Source organism: Allobosea sp. GW823-FHT02B03, from assembly GCF_058797755.1.
This window is the reverse complement of sequence record NZ_JBXAJY010000004.1, coordinates 422,017-437,218: the sequence shown is the minus strand read 5'-3', so window position 1 is coordinate 437,218 and position 15,202 is coordinate 422,017. Positions and strand designations below refer to the sequence as shown.

At 69.0% G+C, this 15,202-nt stretch carries 14 protein-coding genes; 7 read left to right on the top strand and 7 right to left on the bottom strand.

Annotated features, from left to right (window positions below):
- Positions 1 to 8: 8 nt before the first annotated feature.
- The 3 genes from AC1REK_RS15660 to AC1REK_RS15650 all read left to right on the top strand — a co-directional run bounded on the left by AC1REK_RS15660 (position 9) and on the right by AC1REK_RS15650 (position 3,318).
- Positions 9 to 929: a DMT family transporter gene (locus AC1REK_RS15660; protein ID WP_492269333.1), complete on the top strand. Its 921-nt coding sequence runs from the start codon at positions 9 to 11 to the stop codon at positions 927 to 929.
- A 26-nt stretch (positions 930 to 955) separates the two neighbouring features.
- On the top strand, positions 956 to 2,077 hold the full coding sequence (locus AC1REK_RS15655) for a CobW family GTP-binding protein (protein WP_492269334.1): 1,122 nt from the start codon (positions 956 to 958) through the stop codon (positions 2,075 to 2,077).
- A 119-nt stretch (positions 2,078 to 2,196) separates the two neighbouring features.
- Positions 2,197 to 3,318 (top strand): GNAT family N-acetyltransferase, encoded by a 1,122-nt coding sequence (locus tag AC1REK_RS15650; RefSeq protein WP_492269335.1) that lies wholly within the window; start codon positions 2,197 to 2,199, stop codon positions 3,316 to 3,318.
- On the opposite strand, the gene AC1REK_RS15645 is transcribed toward AC1REK_RS15650, so the two are convergent.
- Complete coding sequence (locus AC1REK_RS15645) at positions 3,284 to 4,903, bottom strand: acyl-CoA synthetase (protein ID WP_492269336.1); 1,620 nt, start codon at positions 4,901 to 4,903, stop codon at positions 3,284 to 3,286. The two genes, AC1REK_RS15650 and AC1REK_RS15645, sit on opposite strands and share 35 nt — an antisense overlap.
- Positions 4,904 to 5,199: 296 nt before the next feature.
- Between AC1REK_RS15645 and AC1REK_RS15640 the strand changes: the two genes are divergently transcribed.
- Entirely contained in the window at positions 5,200 to 5,607 is a 408-nt protein-coding gene (locus AC1REK_RS15640) for an OsmC family protein (RefSeq protein ID WP_492269337.1), read from the top strand.
- Positions 5,608 to 5,615: 8 nt separating this feature from the next.
- On the opposite strand, the gene AC1REK_RS15635 is transcribed toward AC1REK_RS15640, so the two are convergent.
- From AC1REK_RS15635 to AC1REK_RS15620, 4 genes are all read right to left on the bottom strand, one after another.
- Positions 5,616 to 6,386, bottom strand: a complete 771-nt coding sequence (locus AC1REK_RS15635; protein WP_492269338.1) for an ABC transporter permease — start codon at positions 6,384 to 6,386, stop codon at positions 5,616 to 5,618.
- Positions 6,383 to 7,171 (bottom strand): ABC transporter ATP-binding protein, encoded by a 789-nt coding sequence (locus tag AC1REK_RS15630; RefSeq protein ID WP_327523488.1) that lies wholly within the window; start codon positions 7,169 to 7,171, stop codon positions 6,383 to 6,385. The genes AC1REK_RS15635 and AC1REK_RS15630 overlap by 4 nt, the downstream gene beginning before the upstream one ends.
- A 72-nt stretch (positions 7,172 to 7,243) precedes the next feature.
- Entirely contained in the window at positions 7,244 to 8,296 is a 1,053-nt protein-coding gene (locus tag AC1REK_RS15625; protein ID WP_492269339.1) for an ABC transporter substrate-binding protein, read from the bottom strand.
- A 218-nt stretch (positions 8,297 to 8,514) separates the two neighbouring features.
- Positions 8,515 to 8,988: an Lrp/AsnC ligand binding domain-containing protein gene (locus AC1REK_RS15620; protein ID WP_316021268.1), complete on the bottom strand. Its 474-nt coding sequence runs from the start codon at positions 8,986 to 8,988 to the stop codon at positions 8,515 to 8,517.
- A 138-nt stretch (positions 8,989 to 9,126) separates the two neighbouring features.
- Here AC1REK_RS15620 and putA point away from each other — a divergent pair, with 138 nt between their 5' ends.
- Positions 9,127 to 12,219: a bifunctional proline dehydrogenase/L-glutamate gamma-semialdehyde dehydrogenase PutA gene (gene putA / locus AC1REK_RS15615; RefSeq protein ID WP_492269537.1), complete on the top strand. Its 3,093-nt coding sequence runs from the start codon at positions 9,127 to 9,129 to the stop codon at positions 12,217 to 12,219.
- A gap of 183 nt (positions 12,220 to 12,402) precedes the next feature.
- Here the strand turns inward: putA and AC1REK_RS15610 are convergent, their stop codons facing one another.
- Positions 12,403 to 12,666 carry a hypothetical protein gene (locus tag AC1REK_RS15610; RefSeq protein WP_492269340.1) on the bottom strand — a complete coding sequence of 88 codons (264 nt, stop codon included), beginning with the start codon at positions 12,664 to 12,666 and terminating at the stop codon, positions 12,403 to 12,405.
- Positions 12,667 to 12,918: 252 nt separating this feature from the next.
- Between AC1REK_RS15610 and AC1REK_RS15605 the strand changes: the two genes are divergently transcribed.
- The gene (locus tag AC1REK_RS15605; RefSeq protein ID WP_492269341.1) at positions 12,919 to 13,173 is read left to right on the top strand and encodes a hypothetical protein; all 255 of its coding nucleotides are present in this window, start codon (positions 12,919 to 12,921) and stop codon (positions 13,171 to 13,173) included.
- Between the two features lie 26 nt (positions 13,174 to 13,199).
- Here AC1REK_RS15605 and AC1REK_RS15600 read toward each other — a convergent pair whose 3' ends face one another.
- On the bottom strand, positions 13,200 to 13,550 hold the full coding sequence (locus AC1REK_RS15600) for a hypothetical protein (RefSeq protein WP_492269342.1): 351 nt from the start codon (positions 13,548 to 13,550) through the stop codon (positions 13,200 to 13,202).
- A gap of 876 nt (positions 13,551 to 14,426) precedes the next feature.
- On the opposite strand from AC1REK_RS15600, the gene AC1REK_RS15595 reads away from it, so the two are divergent.
- Positions 14,427 to 14,765 (top strand): endonuclease domain-containing protein, encoded by a 339-nt coding sequence (locus tag AC1REK_RS15595; protein ID WP_492269343.1) that lies wholly within the window; start codon positions 14,427 to 14,429, stop codon positions 14,763 to 14,765.
- Positions 14,766 to 15,202 lie beyond the last annotated feature (437 nt).

The window sequence follows — 15,202 nt, the reverse complement described above, 5'->3', positions numbered from 1 at the left end:
GAGACGCCGTGCGCACTGACGGCGACGTCTCCCATGGCCAGCGCGGTATCGCGCTGGCGCTCGCTTCCGCCGCCGCCTTCGGCACCAACATCGTCAGCGCCCAGCTTGCCGGAATGGCCGGGCTGAGCGGGCCGCTGCTCGTTTTCTACCGCGTCTTCGTGATGCTGGCCCTGGTCGGCGGCGCCATTCTGCTCTGGCGGAGCGGGCTTTCAGTGCCGCGCCGGCGCTGGCCGGCCCTCATCCTGTTCGGAATCTCGACCGCGCTGGTCGGCAGCGCCTATCTCTCCTCGGTCGCCTTCCTGCCGGTCACCGTCGCCGCCGTGGTGTTCTACACCTTCCCCGTGCTGGTCGTGCTGGCCGAGCCCCTGCTCACCCGGACCCGGCCGAGCCTGGAACGCATCGTCGTCGTGCTCATCGCCTTCCTCGGCGTCGCCATGGTGGTCGGGCCCGACTGGCACGGGCTCGATCCGCGCGGCCTCGCCCTCGCGCTGCTAGCCAGCGTCGCGGCCGCGGTGCAGTTCTTCGCCGCGGGCGCGCTCGGAGAGACAGGGACTCTGCCCAAGCTGCTCTGGTCGCATCTGATGGTGCTGCCGGTGACCTTGCTGATCCTGCTGCTCACAGGTGGCATGCAGCCGCCCTCGGCGCTTGCCCTGGCGCCGCTCGCCGTCCTCGTCACGATCGGCGGCTATCTCGTCGGCTTCCTCTGGCAGGTGCTGGCGCTCGCCCGCGTCTCGCCCGGCCCGGCCGCGCTCGCCTTCTGTGCCGAGCCGGTCTTCGCCGTGATCATCGCCGCCGCCGTCCTCGGCGAGCGCGTCGGCACGCTGCAATATGCCGGCGGAGCCCTTGTCGTTGCCGCGATCATGGCCAATGTAATACTAGAACAAAAGCGGGTGCGGGCCTCGAAGCTGGCGCTCGCGCCCCCAGCCTGAACCGCCCGCCGGATCGATCGCCCGTCATGTCTGCAATGCCGCCCCCGCCGATCCCGCTGACCCTGCTCACCGGCTTCCTAGGCGCCGGCAAGACCACCTTGCTCAACCGGCTGCTGAAGGACGAGGCGCTGGCCGACACCATCGTGCTGGTCAACGAGTTCGGCGAAATCGGCCTCGACCATCTGCTGATCGAGGGCGTCGAGGACAACATGGTCCTGCTCGCCTCGGGCTGCCTGTGCTGCACCATCCGCGACGACCTGATCGTGACGCTGGAGGACCTGCTGCGTCGGCGCGACAATGACCGGATCGCGCCCTTCAAGCGCGTCGTGATCGAGACCACCGGTCTCGCCGATCCCGCGCCGATCCTCAACGTCCTGATCAACCACCGTTATCTCGCGATGCGCTTCAGGCTCGACGGGGTCGTCACCGTGGTCGACGCGGTCAACGGCTCCGCCACGCTCGATGCCCATCCCGAGGCGCTGCGTCAGGTGATCGCCGCCGACCGGATCGTCTTGACCAAGACCGAGATCGCGGAGGATGCGGAAGCGGTCTCTGCCCTGCGCCGCCGTCTCGGCGACCTCAATCCCGGGGCCGCGATCCTGCCCGCCGACGCGCCGGCGCAGGCGCTGGTCGGTGCCGGCCTCTACGATCTCGCCGACCGGCCGAGCGAGCTGCGCCAATGGCTCGCGGCCGAGACGCTCGCGGGCGGTCACGATCAGCACCATCATCACCACGGTCATGATGATCACGGGCATCATCACCACGACCATCACCACCACCATGACGTCAATCGCCACGACGCGAGCATCCGCGCCTTCGTCCTGACTGCGGAGGAGCCGATCAGGCTCGCCACCTTCGAACTGTTCTGGACCCTGCTGCGCTCGACCCATGGCGCCAAACTCCTGCGCCTCAAGGGGCTGGTCAGCCTCGCCGAGCAGCCGCAGGGGCCGCTTATCGTCCACGCCGTCCAGCAGGTGCTGCATCCGCCGGTGCAGCTTGCTGCCTGGCCGGATGCCGACCGTCGCTCACGCCTCGTGCTGATCGTCCGCGATCTCGACGAAGCGGTCGTCGCCCGGCTCTGGACGGCCTTCCTCGGCCGCACCGCGCCGGCCGAGACCGAGGGCCACGCCCATCACCACCACGGCTGAGCCAGGCGGCGTCTGGCCCGCTTCTTGATCCCAGTCTCCCAGCCTGCCGCTCTCGCTATCGTGGCGTGCCATTCCGGCACGTTACAGTGTCGATCCGGTCGGACTCCGGAGGCAGGACCATGCCGAACCTCTTCGCCCTGAACATGCCGGCCGATGGCCGCCGGCCCGCCGCGCGCCCGAATATCGGGCATGGCGCCAAGGCGAGCGGCCCGGTCCATATCGAACGACGCCAGCTCTCCGCCTGCGGCGCGATCGAGGCGGAATGGGCCGCCCTCGCCGCCCGTGCCGTCGAGCCCAACCCGTTCTACGAGCCCGGCTTCGCACTGCCGGCGGCGCAGCATCTCGTCAGCTTCCGCAACGTCCAGGTCCTGCTGGTCTGGCAGGGCAAGTCGGGCAGTTCAGGGCGCCTGCTCGGCTTCATTCCGCTCCAGCCGAGCCGGCGGCTGTTCGGCAGCGATACCCTGACCGGCTGGAACGATGCCCGGCTCGGCAACGCCGCGCCGCTGATCGACCGCGACGAGCTCGGCCCGGTGATCGAGGCCGTGCTCGGCATGCGCGGAAGCTGGGGCAGCCTCGCCTCCAGCGGCCTGCTGCTGCCCGGCATCGATCGCGACGGCGATCTCGCCCAAGGCGTGCTGCAGCAGGCGGCTGCGCTGGGCTGGCGCGCGACACTGAGCGCGGCTGCGCCGCCGCTCTTGCCCCCGGCCGAGGGCGGCCCCGATCTCGCGGCGCTCCGCCACGGATTGTCGCGCCATGGCGAGCTTGCTCTGGTCGAAGCCTCTTCGCGGCAGGACCTGCGCGACATCGTCGAGATGCTGCTGGCACTGGAGGCATCCGGCCCCCTCGCAAGGGCCGGCACCGCGACCCTGCAGGACATTCGCGAGACCGCCTTCCTGCGCGCCATGACCCGCAGCCTCGCACGCGCTCGGCAATGCCGCGCCGGCCTCCTGACGCTGGATGGCCAGCCTATCGCCGGCGCGATCGTGATCGGCAAGGGACGGCGGCGCTGGCTCTATGCCAGCGCCCAGGAGGAGCGCTTCGCGAGCTTCGCGCCGCTGGCGCAACTCGTCGCCCAGCTCCGCCGCCGCAACCATGCCGCCCAGCTGGTCGGCGATTTCCCGCGCCCGCATGCCGTCACCGACAGGCTCGCGCTCGGCGAATTGCGTCTGCTGCCGCGCCCAAAGCGCGGGCCGAGGCCGGTCGGCCTCAGCCAGCCTCGTCGCGCAATAGCCGCCGGATGATCTTGCCGGTCGTCGTCATCGGCAATTCGGTCCGGAAGGCGATCTCGCGCGGATATTCATGCGCCGCCAGGCGCTGGCGCACGAAGCCCTGGATCTCGGCGACCAGCGCCTCCGACGGCTCATGGCCCGCCGCCAGCACGACGAAGGCCTTGACGATCTCGGTGCGCAGCGCGTCCGGCTTGCCGACCACGGCGGCCAGCGAGACCGCCGGATGGCGCAGCAGGCAATCCTCGATCTCGCCGGGCCCGATCCGGTAGCCCGATGAGGTGATCACGTCGTCATCGCGGCCGACGAAGCGGAAATAGCCTTCCGCATCGCAAAGGCCCTGGTCGCCGGTGGTCATCCAGTCGCCGATGAACTTCGCCGCCGTCGCCTCGGGCTTGTTCCAGTAGCGCAGGAACATCACCGGGTCCGGCCGCCTGACCGCGATCCGCCCCTCCTCTTCCGGCTCGCACAGGCTGCCATCGGCGCGGATCACCGCGACGTCATGGCCCGGCACCGCCTTGCCGATGCAACCGGGCTTGACCACGCCGAGAGCCGCGCTGGACGCGAGCACGAGGTTGCACTCGGTCTGGCCGTAGAATTCGTTGATGGTCAGGCCGAGCTTCTCGCGGCCCCAGGCCAGCGTCTCGGCGCCGAGCGACTCTCCTCCCGAGGCGACGGTGCGCAGCTTGAGGTCGTAGCGTCCGCGCGGATTGTCGACCGAGCGCAGCATCCGCAGCGCAGTCGGCGGGATGAAGCTGTTGCGCACGCGAAGCTCGGCCATCAGCCGGAAGGCCTCGTCCGGGTCGAACTTCGCCGCCGGCCGCGCCACGATCGGCACGCCGTGATGCAGCGCCGGCATCAGGCAATTGAGCAGGCCGCCGGCCCAGGCCCAGTCGGCCGGCGTCCAGATCAGGTCGCCCGGCTGCGGCAGGAACTCGTGTGACATCTCCACCCCTGGAAGATGCGCCGGCATCACCCTATGGCCATGCAGCGCGCCCTTGGCGTTGCCGGTGGTGCCGGAGGTGTAGATCATCAGCGCCGGGTCGTCGCGGGAGGTGTCGACCGGGGTGAAATCCGGGCTTTCGGCCTCGAGCGCCTCCGCCAGCCCTTCGGCCCGGCCATCGGCGCCGTCGCTGGAGAGGATCAGCTCGAGCTCCGGCAGCGGCTCCTCGATCTGCGCGAGCTTGGCAAGGCCCGCCGCATTGGTCACCAGCGCCTTGGCGCTGCAATCGTTCAGCCGGTAGGACAGCGCATCGGCGCCGAACAGCGCCGCCAGCGGCACCGCGATGGCGCCGAGCTTGTAGGCGGCGAGATGGACGATCGGCACATGCCGCCCCTGCGGCAGCAGGATCGCGATGCGGTCGCCGATGCCGACGCCGCGCCGGCGCAGCGCATTGGCGAGCCGGTTCGACTGGGCCCGCAACTCGCCATAGCTCACCGGCGTCACCGACCAGTCCGGATTGAGCTCGATGATCGCGGTCCTGTCGGGCTCCACCGCGGCCCAGCGATCGCAGCAATCGACGCCGATATTGTAGCGCTCCGGGATCTGCCAGCGGAAGGCGGCGCGCAGGCGCTCATAGTCGCGGATATCGGGAAGCATCGACAGGCCCTCTGCTAGAGCCCGCTCCGGTCAGCCTGCACGACAAGCCGATCGGTCAAACGGTCTCTCACTTACGTTTAGAGCCCGCGCAGGCCGAGGCGGAAGCACCCTGGCGAAGGCAGCGGACCCGAGATGGTGAGCTGGCGCGAGCGGCCGAAGCGGATGCACGCTGGAGCGCCCGAACGATAGGCAGTGCCTGTCCCGCTGTCACCACGTCAAAGCGAGAACCCTGCTGCGGCTGCTTGCACTGCAGCTTGCCGGCATTCCAATCTCCACGCCGGCAGGGAGGACGAGCGATGGCATCGGTGACGGTCGAACTGCGCAATGTCGAGGGTACCGAGGCAGCGATGGGCTGGGCCGGCGCCCACACGCTGATCGTCGACCGGCCGGAAGGCCGGGCCGGGGGCATGGGGCTCGGCTTCAACGGAGCGCAATTGCTGGCCCTGGCGCTTGGTGGCTGCTTCTGCAACGACCTGCGCTATGTCGCGGCGGAAACCGGCGCCGAGCTCAGCCGGATCAGCATCTCGGTTACCGTCGAGCTCGAAGGCTCGCCTTTGGTGACGACAGCAGCGACCATGACCGTCTCCTGCGAGATGCGCGACGGCTCCGATCCGAAGGAGCTGATCGCCCGGGCGGAGACGTCGTGCATGGTCTCAAACTCGCTGCGCCGTGGCATCGCCGTGACCATCCGTCCGGCAGTTTGACCAGCAGCTCAGCCGCGCGCCATCTGCGAGCGCTTGGCCCAGCCGGTCATCCGGTCCTCGACGAAATCGACGACAGCGACCAGGAAGATGCCGAGCACGGCCAGCACGATCAGCGCCGCGAACACCAGCGGCACGTTGAAATCGGCCGAGGCGCGGGTGATCAAATTGCCGATGCCGAGATTGGAGGCGTTCTGCTCGCCGATCACCGAGCCGACATAGGCGAGCGTGATCGAGACCTTCAGCGCCCCGAAGAAATAGGGCAGCGAGCGAGGAATGCCGACCTTGGTCATGATGTCGAGCCGGCTTGCGCCGAGCGCCTTGAGCACGTCCTCGGTCTCGGGCTCGATCGTGGCGAGGCCGGTCGCGACATTGACCACAATCGGGAAGAACGAGATCACGAAGGCGGTCAATACCGGCGGCAGCCAGCCGACGCCGAACCAGAGCACGAGGATCGGCACAACCGCGACCTTGGGGATGGCGTTGAAGCCGACCAGCAGCGGGTTGAGCCCGGCCTGAAGCAGGCGCGACGAACCGACCAGAAGTCCGACGGCGAGCCCGAACAGGATCGAGAGCCCGAAGCCGGCCGTGGTCATCCAGAGTGTGTGGAAGGCGTTTGTGTAAAGCGGCTTCTGGTACTGCACCAGCGCCGCCCAGATCGCCGAGGGCGGCGGCAGCACGAAGGCCGAGATCGAGAGAGCCCGGCAGGCCGCCTCCCACAGCGCGAAGAAGCCGAGCGTGAACAGATAGGGCGCGAGCCTGAGCCAGATCGAGCGCTTCATGCCGCCGCCCTCGCTTCGCGGATATGGCCGCGCAATTCGTGGACGATCTCGGCGAATTCCGGTGTGTAGGTGATTTCGAGGTCGCGCGGACGGGCGAAGCCGATCTCGCGCTCGGCGATGATCCTGCCCGGCCGCGCCGACATGCAGAACACCCGGTCGGCCAGGAACACCGCCTCGCGCAGATCATGCGTGACCAGGATCACCGTGACGGCGCGCTCGGCCTGCAGGTCGCGGATCACGCACCAGAGTTCCTCGCGCGTGAAGGCGTCGAGAGCACCGAAGGGCTCGTCCAGCATCAGGAGCTTGGGCTCGTGGATCAGCGAGCGGCAGAGCGAGGCGCGCTGCTGCATGCCGCCCGAGAGCTCCCAGGGATACTTCGAGCCCATGCCCTTGAGGCCGACCTTCTCGAGCAGCCCTTCGGCTCGCGCGACATATTCGTCCTTGTTGGCGCGCAGGCGCTGGCGATGCGGCTGCACCACTTCGAGCGGCAGCAGGAGGTTGTCCAGCGTGGTGCGCCAGGGCAGCAGCACCGGGTTCTGGAAGGCCATGCCGGTGATCTTGATCGGCTCGGCGACGCGCTGGCCGGCGACCGCGACCATGCCGGCCTTCGGCTTCTGCAGGCCGGTCGCGAGCTTCATCAGGGTCGACTTGCCGCATCCGGACGGGCCGACGATGGCGGCGAACTCGCCCTCGCGCACCTTCAGCGACAGGCCGTCGACCGCGGGCGGCCCGTCACCGCCGCCATAGACATGCGTGACCTCGTTCAGTTCGACGAAGGCGGTCAAGGGCGCTCCATGGGCAGCAGACGGGAAGCCGGCCTTCCCTTCGCCGGGAAGGCCGGATGCGGGGCGGGATGCTCAGAGCTTCCGATCGGCCTCGGCCGGCAGGAAGCTGTCGACGAAAGCCTCGCCCGCCTTGGCCTTGTCCTTGAAGGTGAAGGTCAGGCCGATCTGGTCGAGCGCCGTCGCCCAGCGCGCCTTGTCGATGCCGCCGACGCCATTGGCCTTGACCCAGGGCGTCACCACGTTCTGCTCCAGCGTCATCTTCAGGCGCTCGAGCTCGACCTCCTGCTTGGCGACATCGTTGCGCTTGATCACCAGCTGCGCGCCCAGCTCGGGGTTGGCGACGGTGTCGCGGATGCCCTTGGTGATCGCACGCAGCAGGCCGCGCAGCGCCTCCGGCTTCTCGGCCATGAACTTCGGCGAGGCCATCACGACATTGCCGTAGAGCTCGACGCCGTAATCCGACATCAGCATGGTGACGATGTCGTCGACCGGCACGCCGCGCGACTTCAGGTTGATGTAGGACGAGTTGGCGAAGCCGAAGACGGCGTCGACCTCGCCCGAGGCGAGCATCGGCTCGCGCACCGGGAAGCCGACATTCTCCATCCGCATCTTGCTGTCGTCGAGCTTGTTGACGGTCTTGAAGATCGGCCATTGCGCGAAGGCGGCGTCGGCCGCCGGGGCGCCGAACTTCTTGCCTTCGAGGCTTTTCACATCGCTGGTGATGCCGCGGCTCTTGCGGCCGACGATGGCGAAGGGCGGACGGTCATAGACCATCATCACCGCCTTGAGATCGACGGTGGGGTTCTCGTCGCGGAAGCGGATCAGCGAATTCACGTCGCCGAAGCCGACATCATAGGTGCCCGAGGCGACGCGCGGGATCGCCTCGCGCGAGCCATTGCCGGTGTCGATGGTGACGTCGAGCCCCTCGGCTTTGAAGTAGCCCTTCTCCTGCGCCATCAGGAACAGCGCCGCCGGCCCCTCGAAGCGCCAGTCGAGCGTGAAGCGCACCGCAGTCTGCGCCGCGGCCGGGCCGGTTCCGAGCCCCGCCACGACCAGGCCGAGCACGCCCGCCAGCCCGGCCAGGCGCCGGCGTGAAAGGGAGCTGTAGACTTTAGTCGTAGACATCTGGGACTCCGGAATGAGGCGCGAAAGGAGCGATGGCGGGAGATTGGTTCCGGCGACGACGAGCAAGGCCCGTGCCGCAGAGCAGGCAGCTTCAAACTGGCGCAATGTCCATCTGCGTCAAGCCGATCCGATGAAAATTCATGCAGCGCGGCAAACAAGTCGCGCAAATTTCCGGCAGCCTGCCTCAGGTGGTTCCTTTCCCGCCGAAAGCCGGCCGGTCAGAGCGGCAGCGCCCCGTCGGTCTTGACCTCTTCCATCACCGCATAGGTCCGCGTCTCCCGCACCGCCGGCAGCGCCAGCAGCACCTCGCCGAGGAAGCGCCGATAGGCGTTCATGTCGGCGACCCTGGTCTTGACGAGATAGTCGAAGCCGCCGGCGACCATATGGCACTCCAGCACTTCGGGCGCCCGCTTCACCGCATTAGCGAAGCGCTCAAAGGCGTCGGGCGTCGTCTTGTCGAGATAGACCTCGACGAAGACCAGAAGATGCAGCCCGAGCTTCACCGGATCGAGCGTCGCCCGGTAGCCCGTGATGTAGCCCTCGCGCGTCAGCCGCTTCAGGCGTTCGCCGGTCGCGGTCGGCGACAGGCCCACCGCCTCGGCCAGCTCGACGCCGGCGGCGCGGCCGTCATTCTGCAGCATCGCCAGCAGGCGGCGGTCGGTTCGATCAAGCACAGGATATTTCTCTGTCATATGGCAATATAACGAACATTCTTACATCTGAGAGCCAAACATATCCATTGATATCCTGCGTGCTTGCCACGATCCTTCAGATCATCCCGTTTTAGCCTCTCCGGAGCCCCCGCCATGGCCGCCCCTGCCCCGCGACCGATCGACAGCGCCGCCCCAACTTTCCGCGCGCCCTATGCCGAGGATGACGGCGCGATTGCCGGGCGCCTGCTCGCCGGCTCCAGGCGGGAGCCCGCAGCCAAGGCCAGGATCGACGCCCGCGCCACCTCGCTGATCGAGGCGATCCGCACCCGCAAGGTCGGCCTCGGCGGCATCGAGGAATTGCTGCGCGAATACTCGCTCTCGACCAAGGAGGGCCTCGCGCTGATGGTGCTGGCGGAAGCCCTGCTGCGCGTGCCGGACGCCGCCACCGCCGACCGGCTGATCGAGGACAAGCTCGGCCAGGGCGACTTCGCCCACCATGAATCGAAGTCCGATGCCTTCCTGATCTCGGCCTCGTCCTGGGCGCTCGGCCTCACCGCCCGCATCATCCAGCCCGGCGAGACCCCGACCAGCATCATCGGCAATCTCTCCAAGCGCCTCGGCCTGCCGGCCGTGCGCACCGCGACGCGCCAGGCGATGCGGGTGATGGGCAATCATTTCGTGCTCGGCCAGACCATCGAGGAAGCGCTGAAGCGCGCCCGCTCCGGCACCGGCAAGCTCTATCGCTACTCCTTCGACATGCTCGGCGAGGGCGCCCGCACGCAAGGAGATGCCGACCGCTACTACGCCTCCTATGCCGCCGCGATCGACGCCATCGGCCGCTCCGCCGGCAATGACAAGCTGCCGAACCGGCCGGGCATCTCGGTCAAGCTCTCGGCCCTGCATCCGCGCTATGACGCGACCAATCGCGAGCGCGTGCTCGTCGAGCTCACCCCGAAGGTGATCGAGCTCGCCCGCCAGGCCAAGAAATACGATCTCAACTTCACCGTCGACGCCGAGGAGGCCGACCGGCTCGAACTCTCGCTCGACGTCATCGACGCCGTGCTGGCCGACGCCTCGCTCGCCGGCTGGGACGGCTTCGGCCTCGCCATCCAGGCCTATCAGAAGCGCGCCAGCGCGGTGATCGCCCATATCGCGGCGCTGGCCGAGTTTTACGATAGGCGCATGATGGTGCGCCTGGTCAAGGGCGCCTATTGGGACACCGAGCTGAAGCGCGCCCAGGAGCGCGGCCTGCCCGACTATCCGGTCTTCACCCGCAAGGCGATGACCGACCTGAACTACGAGGCCTGCGCCAAGCAGCTGCTGGCCCTGCGGCCGCGCATCATTCCGCAGTTCGCCACCCACAACGCGCTCACCGTCGCGACCGTCGCCGAGCTCGCCGGCAACACCGAGAACTTCGAGTTCCAGCGCCTGCACGGCATGGGCGAAGCGCTCTATGAGCGCCTGCTGCAGGAGAATTCCGGCTTCGCCTGCCGGACCTATGCGCCGGTCGGCGGCCATCAGGACCTGCTCGCCTATCTCGTGCGCCGCCTGCTCGAGAACGGCGCCAACTCCTCCTTCGTCTCGGTCTCGGGCGATCCCGACGTGCCGGTCTCGGAGCTGCTCGTGCCGCCGGCCGACATCATCGGAACGCCGGGTGCCGCCCGCCATCGCCGCATCCCGCTGCCGGCCGATCTCTTCGGCCCGTCGCGCAAGAACTCGGCCGGCGTCGAGCTCGGCGATGCCTCCAGCCTGGAGGCACTGCTCGCCGAGATCGGCCGCGCGACCGCAAAGCCATTCCCGGAGGCGGGCGCCGTAATCGACGGCAAGCCCGTCGCCGGCAACCGCCGTGAGCTGCGCTCGCCGATCGACGCAAGGCCGATCGGCCATGTCGTCGAGGCGAACGAAGCTTCGGCCGCCCAGGCGGTGCTCGCCGCGAAGGCCGGCTTCCCAGCCTGGAACGCGACCCCGGCCCGGATCCGCGCCGCGGCGCTGCGCCAGGCGGCCGAGCTGATGGAGGCCCGCCGCGGCCCGATCCTCGCTTTGCTCCAGGCCGAGGCCGGCAAGACGCTGGACGACGCCATCGCGGAGCTGCGCGAAGCCGTCGACTTCCTGCGCTACTACGCCGCCGAGGCCGAGACGAAGTTCGCGGTGCCGACCGCCCTGCCCGGCCCGACCGGCGAGGAGAACCGCCTCGTCCTGCGCGGCCGCGGCCCCTTCATCTGCATCGCGCCCTGGAACTTCCCGCTCGCCATCTTCGTCGGCCAGGTCGCGGCCGCGCTGGTCACCGGCAACAGCGTCGTCGCGAAGCCCGCACCGCAGACCCCGCTGATCGCCAGCCTCGCCATCGCCATCCTGCACGAGGCCGGCGTGCCGAAATCGGCGCTACACCTCACCCCGGGCGACGGCAAGCTCGGCGCCGCCCTCGTCTCCCATCCCGACGTCGCCGGCGTCGCCTTCACCGGCTCGACCGCGACGGCCCGCGCCATCAACCGGGCGCTCGCCGCCAAGGACGGGCCGATCGTCCCGCTGATCGCCGAGACCGGTGGGCTCAACGCCATGATCGTCGACGCGACCGCGCTCGCCGAGCAGGTCGCCGACGATGTGGTGATGTCGGCCTTCCGCTCGGCCGGCCAGCGCTGCTCGGCGCTGCGCCTGCTGGTGGTGCAGGAGGACGTCGCCGACAAGATGGTCGAGATGATCGAGGGCGCCGCCAGCGTGCTCAGGCTGGGCGACCCCCGCGAGATCGAGACCCATGTCGGCCCGGTGATCGACGCCCCCGCCAAGCAGCGACTCGACGCCCATATCGCGGCGATGCAGGCCGAGGGCCGCGTCGCCTATGCCGGCGCGGTGCCCTCGCTCGGCGGCACCTTCGTCGCCCCGCACATCATCCGGCTCGACAAGGTCTCCGATCTCACCGCCGAGCATTTCGGCCCGGTGCTGCATGTCGTGCGCTGGAAGGCCGGCGAGCTCGACAAGGTGATCGAGGCGATCGAGGCCACCGGCTACGGCCTGACGCTCGGCGTGCATTCGCGCATCGAGACCACGGTCGAGCACGTCACGCAGAAGCTCTCGACCGGCAATATCTACGTCAACCGCAACATCATCGGCGCGGTCGTCGGCGTGCAGCCCTTCGGCGGCCACGGCCTCTCGGGCACCGGCCCCAAGGCCGGCGGGCCGAACTATCTCGCCCGCTTCGCCACCGAGCAGACGGTGACGATCAACACCGCGGCAGCCGGCGGCAACGCCTCGCTGATCGCGATGGGGGAGTGAGCCTCCTTCCCTTCTCCCCTTGCGGGAGAAGGTGGCTCGGCGAAGCCGAGACGGATGAGGGGTCGCACGCCCCTTGTCCGCCATCGCCAGCGGCGGCGCGCCGACCTCGTCACGTTGCGCGACCCCTCACCCCATCCCTCTCCCGCAAGGGGAGAGGGGGCCATCGCCACGCCTACCCGCGCTCTACTCCGCTCCCCTTGCCGCCGCCTGCTTCAGCCGCGCCAGCGCCTCCTCGGCGCCGGCCTTGACCTGGATGTCCTTCGAGGCGGCTTCCAGCTCGAGCCGGGCGACCAGCGCCGCGACATCGGGGACCTGTCCTTCCGCCGCGAGCTTCAGCACGGCGTTGGCGAGCACGTTCGGCCAATAGGCCGCCCCGCCCTTGGCCAGCCCCTTGGCCTTGCGGCCCTCGAATTCCTTGGTGAGCTGCTCGGGGGTCTTTCTGGCCATGGCGGCGCCTTCCGTGAATCGCGTTCGAGCGGAAGCTTATAGCAGCACGGCCGCGAACCGCGCGGCGAAGGCGCAGCCAAGCCCTGTCCGCCGACGACTTCTCCCCGCCTCGCCCTGCCGAAACGGCACCCTTCCCGCGATGCCCTGCCTGCAAGGCCGGGCGGCGCAAGCAGCATTTGCGCCCGGCGGCGGCAGGGTGCACCAGCCCCGCCGAAGGGCCGCGCAGCCGGCCGCACGTTCAGGACATCCCCCATGCCTCTCGCCTTGCGCGCGCTCGCCGCGACCCTTGCCTGTCTCCTCGTCGCCGCCCCGGCCTCGGCCGAGATCACCGACCCCGACCTGAGCTGCGCCGACTATCTCAAGACCGGCCAGCACAAGGCCGACCGCAGGGCGAGAGCCGGCGCCAACCACGAATCCGCGACCATCGAGGCCAAGGTCCGGGCCTTCTGCGCCGCCAATCCGAAGATGAAGGCGATCGACGCCGAGATGACGATGACCGGCCTCTGAGCCGGCAGGGGCGGCGCCAGCCGCCCTCAGCCCCGGTCCGGGCCCATGCCCGGGATAGCCTCGATCTGCGCCTTGTGCCGGGCGATGCGCCGCTCGGCCTCGTACCAGGCCTCCTTGCCCTCGACGCCGGCGACGCGCAGGCGGATCGCCTCGCGGAAGGTCGCGCGCATCTCGTCGGAGAGGCAGTCCATGAGCTTGCCGGCGCATTCCCCACCATCCGGCCCGGAGCAGGCCCTGGCGCGCCGGCAATCCTTGCGACCGCAAAAGCGCCAGCACTGCATCAATGTCGCGACCCTGCGAAGCATGATCGGCCGCTCGCGCTGATAGCGCTCGAACTCCTCCTTCGTCGCGCCACGATGGTCGGGATTGCGGGTCATGGGGTGTCCTCCTGTTGGCTTCCGGCAAGGAGTGGGAACCTCGACGCTCTGCCTTCTCCCCTTGCGGGAGAAGGTGGCGCGCAGCGCCGGATGAGGGGTCGCGCCGCGCCTTCCGACTTCGACGGCAGGCAGGAGGCTAGTCCCGTCAGGTCGCGAGACCCCTCACCCCAGCCCTCTCCCGCAAGGGGAGAGGGGGTAGGTCGCGCCTCCCGCGCCCAAACGCCGTCCCCGCCCGCAGGCGCATCCTGCGGGCGTTGTCGCAAATGAGGGGCAGCGGAGCGCCGCGAGGCGCGGTTTGGTATCCGCTTCCATTGAGCCAGGAAGCGGCGCGGATGGATCCCCATCCGCACGCCCCGTGGCGCTCCGCCAGGCGGCGATTTGAAAACTCCGGGCCGCGCTTCATTCGGACCTTGCCCCGATCCCGCTCGTCGCCTTCGCCAGTTCCCCTCATCGGGTCGTCGCATCGGCGCTCGGGCGGTTCACGATCGGCGGGCAGGTCCGGCTAGCGAGCTCCTCGCGCAGGGATCGTAGTGTCCCCAGGTCGGTTCCCGAAGCCTCCCGGGAGCGAGGCGCAACCCTCGCCCGCAGGCGCCGCACCCACCCCGCCAAACGACATGCCTCCGGTCGGCCGCCCCTCGGGGATGGGATGCGGGGGATTATACGGGCGGTTCAGAGGGCGGGGATAAGTTTGCGGAACCGCGCCGCAAAACCCCTCTCCTGGAAGGAGAGGGCAGGGGTGAGGTGTATGCCGTTCGACCAGCGCCGCTTTCCCTCGCCGCGCGGTCAGGTTCAGGCTGGCGTTTCCGGTCCGAACACCTCACCCTGCCCTCTCCTTCCAGGAGAGGGTTCCCCGCGCCTGCATTGTGAAGGGGCTTCATGGCCGACGAACGCCGGCAATTCGCCAGAAGGCTGCGCCGGCAGGCGACCGGGCCGGAGGACGTCCTCTGGGACCTGCTGCGCGGCCGCCGCCTCGGCGGGCTGAAGTTCCGCCGGCAGGAACCGCTCCTCGGCTACACCGTCGATTTCCTCTGCCCGGAACGCAAGCTCGTCATCGAGCTCGACGGCCGCCAGCATGGCTGGGATCAGGACTACGACGCCACCCGCACGGAGGAGATCGAGCGCCACGGCTTCATGCTGATCCGCTTCCGCAACGATGAGGTGCTGGACGACCGCGACGCCGTCATCGCGCGGATCAGAGCAGCATGCACACCATAGAACCCTCTCCTGTAAGGAGAGGGGTTTTACGTCACGCTTCGCCGTGGCAGTGCGTCTGGGACAAATGGCGCGACGAAATCGAGGACGCGACGGGGCACCGGAACGTCGACCCAAAACCCTCTCCTGTAAGGAGAGGGCAGGGTGAGGTGTACGCCGCTCGACCAGCGCCGCTCCGCCCTCACCGCGCGCTCGGGTTCAGGCCAGCGTTTCCGCTCCGAACACCTCACCCCTGCCCCTCTCCTTCCAGGAGAGGGGTTCAGGTTGCGGTTCCCGAAGCCTCCCGGGACCGGGTTGCAAGCCCGGCCGCAGGCGCCGCACCCACCCCGCCAATCAGCGTGCCTCCGGTCGGCCGCCCCTCGGGGATGGGATGCGGGGGATCATACGGGAGGTTCAGAGGGCGGGGATAAGTTGCCGGCTAATGCCCGGCATATAGCGCA